This window comes from Moraxella sp. CTOTU48268, from assembly GCF_032069585.1.
Classification (GTDB): domain Bacteria; phylum Pseudomonadota; class Gammaproteobacteria; order Pseudomonadales; family Moraxellaceae; genus Faucicola; species Faucicola cinerea.
Genome location: NZ_DAMALV010000069.1, coordinates 1 through 3,698, shown reverse-complemented (window position 1 = coordinate 3,698; position 3,698 = coordinate 1). Strand labels below are relative to the sequence as shown.

Here is a 3,698-nt window from a genome sequence, read left to right as displayed (position 1 = left end):
GTTTTTCTTAACAGTTTATGGGAATGACACAGTTTTTTGAACACTACCCGGGTACTCGAGCATAGCTCTCGCCTTGCGTCGGGACGAAGCAGTGCTTCGCTTATCCCTCCTCATTGGCAAAGTACGCCGTTGCGTTTTTTAGGATTTCTCTTTCTTCTTGAGCGATTTTGATTTGCTTTTTAAGGTCTTTAATTTCATCCAATGCGGCTATAAGGTCAGGGTTATAGTTTTGTGTGCCTGTAAGTACACCGCTTTCAGCCTTTCTGTGCCAGTTCGCTAATGTGTTCATAGGTATGCCGAGTTCTTTGGCGGTTTGGGTTATATTGTTTTGATTTTCTTCGATTTTGGCGATGGCTTAGGCTTTGAAACTTTCGCTGTATTCTGTTCTTTTCTTAGTTATAGTAAACTCCTGTTTAGGTTGTCAGTTTACCAAATATTTCTTTCCGTTTTTTTCAGCATACATCCTATCTCTTCTAAGTACATATTACCCAACTTAGCTAGTCAGCTGCTTATTCTTACTAGCTAATTAATTTGTATCTCATAAACAAAGTTATCTGCTCTTCCAAATGATTCCCGATACTCAATGGGCTCTCCTCGTAGATTATTTGCCACCCTACAGACTTTTACCAAATTATCATTAATGTCATTACCCAGATTTTTGTCACGATAGCCTTTGACAAACTCCAATCTCTCAGTTGCCGAAAATACGAACTGAGCGCATTTATCATAATAAAAGGGATATAGTAGGTTGCCGAAATCCCGAACTGATACTTCTAATAACTTACTAAATTTGTCGCTAGGCAACCAAATTTTCTCACTTAAAATAACCACGTCTTCAATTAGGCGTATACGTTCAATAAATATTAGTGATTTATTCGCTTCCCTATTCAGCTTTTGGTTAATTGCCTCTGTTCCATCCACTATTTCGAGGCGTCTAACCACACCGAGAGGCACTTTTGACACACCATCATTATCTCTGAAACGAAAAAAACGTAATAAAGATGCGTGAAAATCAGGCTGTTTAAGAAAGGTTCCTTTACCTTGGTACTTAATCAAAATCCCTGCTTCTACCATTTTTTCCACTGCTTTACGAATGGTACCAACAGATACTTTGTATTGTGTCGCAAGTTCCTGTTCTGAGGGTAAAGGCTGGTCAATTTGCCATTTTTTCTCGGTCAAAGCAGTTTGAAGTTGTAGTCGTACTTGTTCGTAAAGCGGTAATTTAAAACGGTTTAGGCTGTCCATAATCACTAGGTAGGCATCAAAGAAATAATTTGACAATGTTAGCATAATAAATTTAATATACAAATATATTCATATATATGTTTATATGAATTCTCATTTTGCTGTGTTACTACAAGGAGCAAGTAATGACACTGTATATCTTAATTGCAATCGCCATTGCTATTGTTTTGGGCTACAAAACCAAGATTAATATTGGTTTTTTTGCCATTATGTTTGCCTACCTATTAGGATGTTTTGGGATGGGCATGAAGACATCTGAAGTCATAGAGCTTTGGCCGATTAAAATTTTTTTCATTATCTTTTCAGTGACGCTCTTTTATAATTTTGCGTTGGCAAATGGGGCGTTAGAGAAACTATCTAATCAGTTACTGTATAAATGCCGAAATTTTCCTCAATTACTGCCACTGGCTATTTTTTTTGTTGCAACCATTATTGCAGGGCTAGGAGCAGGCTATTATACCGTGTTGGCATTTATGGCACCTATTACGCTGCTGTTATGTAGTAAGACCAAAATGAATCTTGTCATTGCAGCGCTTGCGGTGAATTATGGGGCGTTGGCAGGTGCTAACTTTATGACCTCGCAAAGTGGAATTATCTTTCGGGGTTTGATGGATACAGCAGGAATTGGTACCGACACCGCCTTTAGTTACGCTACAGGGATTTTCGCAGCAACCTTCGCTGTACCAATTATGGTGTTAGGTATTTATAGTCTAATTAATGCCAAGTCCAACAAGATTGCGATTGAGGTAGAAAAACCTGAGCCACTTGATAGCAAGCAAAAGCAATCCATTATCTTAATTTTTATTATGATGGCGATTGTGCTGACTGTGCCTATATTGAACCTTATCATGCCTAATGTATCTGCTATCAAATTCTTAAATAGCCGTATTGATATTGGATTTATTTCAATTATCTTTGCTTTGATTAGCTTACTGCTAAAATTGGGCGATGAGAAAAAAGTCGTTAGCCTGATTCCTTGGAGTACCCTGATTATGATTTGTGGTGTGGGTATGCTAATTAGCTTAGGTGTCAAAGCTGGGGTTATTAACGAGTTAAGCCAATGGCTGGGTACCAATGTGCCTGTTTGGATGATACCTATTTTGTTGTGTTTGATTAGTGCGGTTATGTCAGTGTTTGCCAGCACTTTGGGAGTCGTTGCTCCGGCTTTATTCCCCATGGTGCCGCAATTGGCAGCGGTATCTGGTCTAAGCCCTGTGTTATTGTTTATTTGCATCATTATAGGGGCTCAAAGCTCATCGATTTCGCCATTCTCATCAGGCGGTAGTTTAATGCTAGGTTCTGCCCCTGCAAGCATTGATAAAGATAAGCTGTTTAATTCATTGTTGTTTAAAGCCGTACCAATTGGTGTAGGTGCAGCTATTTTATCAACGATTTTAATTCATCTTTTCTTTTAATCATTCAGGAGTAATTAATGGCATATATGGATACCCATGCTCATGTGTTCGATCAAGACGCAAACTTTATCAAAACCGCTCGTTATACCCCAAGTTATACGGTAACGGCTGAAGATTACTTAGCTACATTGGATAAATATGGTTTTGATAAAGGCATATTAATCCAACCAAGTTTTTATGGTACTGACAATAGTTATATGTTGGCTGCCATTGCTAAGTATCCAAAGCGATTAAAAGGTGTTGCTGTCGTTGATACTCAAGCGAGCAAAAACGATATGCAAATGCTCAAGCAACAAGGCATTATTGGCGTTCGTCTAAATTTATTCGGGTTAGATTGTCCAGATTTAAGCCAAGAAAATTGGCAGAATTTTTTAATAAATTTATCTGAATTAGATTGGCAATTAGAACTCCATGCACCCCCCAGTTATTTGGTTAAACTTTTACCTAAACTTAAAGACTATAAACTTGCCGTAGTGATTGATCATTTTGGTCGCATTAATCCCATAAAAGGCGTGGAAGACCCCGATTATCTAGCCTTCATCTCAATGTTAAGTTCCTCGCAGCATTGGATAAAAGTCTCTGGTTACTATCGATTGGCTAAAGACGACAAAGGGATTGAGTATGCCAAACAATCATTAAATCTACTGCTGCAAAAGAATATGCAAGATAGATTGCTGTGGGGTAGTGATTGGCCACATACACAGTTTGAGCAAAGCATGAGTTTTAGCAATGCTTTAGATAAATTTCGTCAAATTGTTCAAAATGAGGATTTAATTGAAAAAATTCTTATCAAAAATAATGCTTGGATGTGGCAAAATTAATTTCATTAGGACTTACGCAAAAACGACCGAAGGCGAGCGTAACTGCTGACTTAAATAATCACTGAGTAGGGAGCAGCACAGAATTCGGACCATATAGAGCGGTAAGTACATTTGTTTAGTATTTAAATTACTGTGATAGGTAAAACTCACCATCAAAGCAACCGCAACCGGTAGTGTTCAAAAAACTGTATCATTTCACTAAACTATTCACAATAGA

3 protein-coding genes and 1 pseudogene are annotated in these 3,698 nt (G+C 37.9%); 2 read left to right on the top strand and 2 right to left on the bottom strand.

Features of this window, described 5'->3' with window-relative positions; genetic code table 11:
* Window positions 1–113 precede the first annotated feature (113 nt).
* Window positions 114–352 (bottom strand): annotated as a pseudogene (locus tag RT143_RS12115) (transposase); the annotation flags it as partial.
* Between the two features lie 170 nt (window positions 353–522).
* Window positions 523–1,245, bottom strand: coding sequence for a GntR family transcriptional regulator (locus tag RT143_RS12110; RefSeq protein WP_313093321.1), 723 nt, complete (start codon window positions 1,243–1,245; stop codon window positions 523–525).
* Window positions 1,246–1,370: 125 nt separating this feature from the next.
* Between RT143_RS12110 and RT143_RS12105 the strand changes: the two genes are divergently transcribed.
* Together RT143_RS12105 and RT143_RS12100 are read left to right on the top strand one after the other, a co-directional pair.
* A complete protein-coding gene (locus RT143_RS12105; protein ID WP_313093319.1) occupies window positions 1,371–2,660 on the top strand; it encodes an SLC13 family permease in 1,290 nt (429 codons plus the stop codon).
* 17 nt (window positions 2,661–2,677) lie between these two features.
* Entirely contained in the window at window positions 2,678–3,481 is an 804-nt protein-coding gene (locus RT143_RS12100; protein ID WP_313093316.1) for an amidohydrolase family protein, read from the top strand.
* The last annotated feature ends 217 nt before the right edge of the window (window positions 3,482–3,698 follow it).

Coding starts and splice junctions, on each gene's coding strand:
- RT143_RS12105 (WP_313093319.1), top strand. CDS start 1,371: ATGACACTGTATATCTTAATTGCAATCGCCATTGCTATTGTTTTGGGC.
- RT143_RS12110 (WP_313093321.1), bottom strand. CDS start 1,245: ATGGACAGCCTAAACCGTTTTAAATTACCGCTTTACGAACAAGTACGA.
- RT143_RS12100 (WP_313093316.1), top strand. CDS start 2,678: ATGGCATATATGGATACCCATGCTCATGTGTTCGATCAAGACGCAAAC.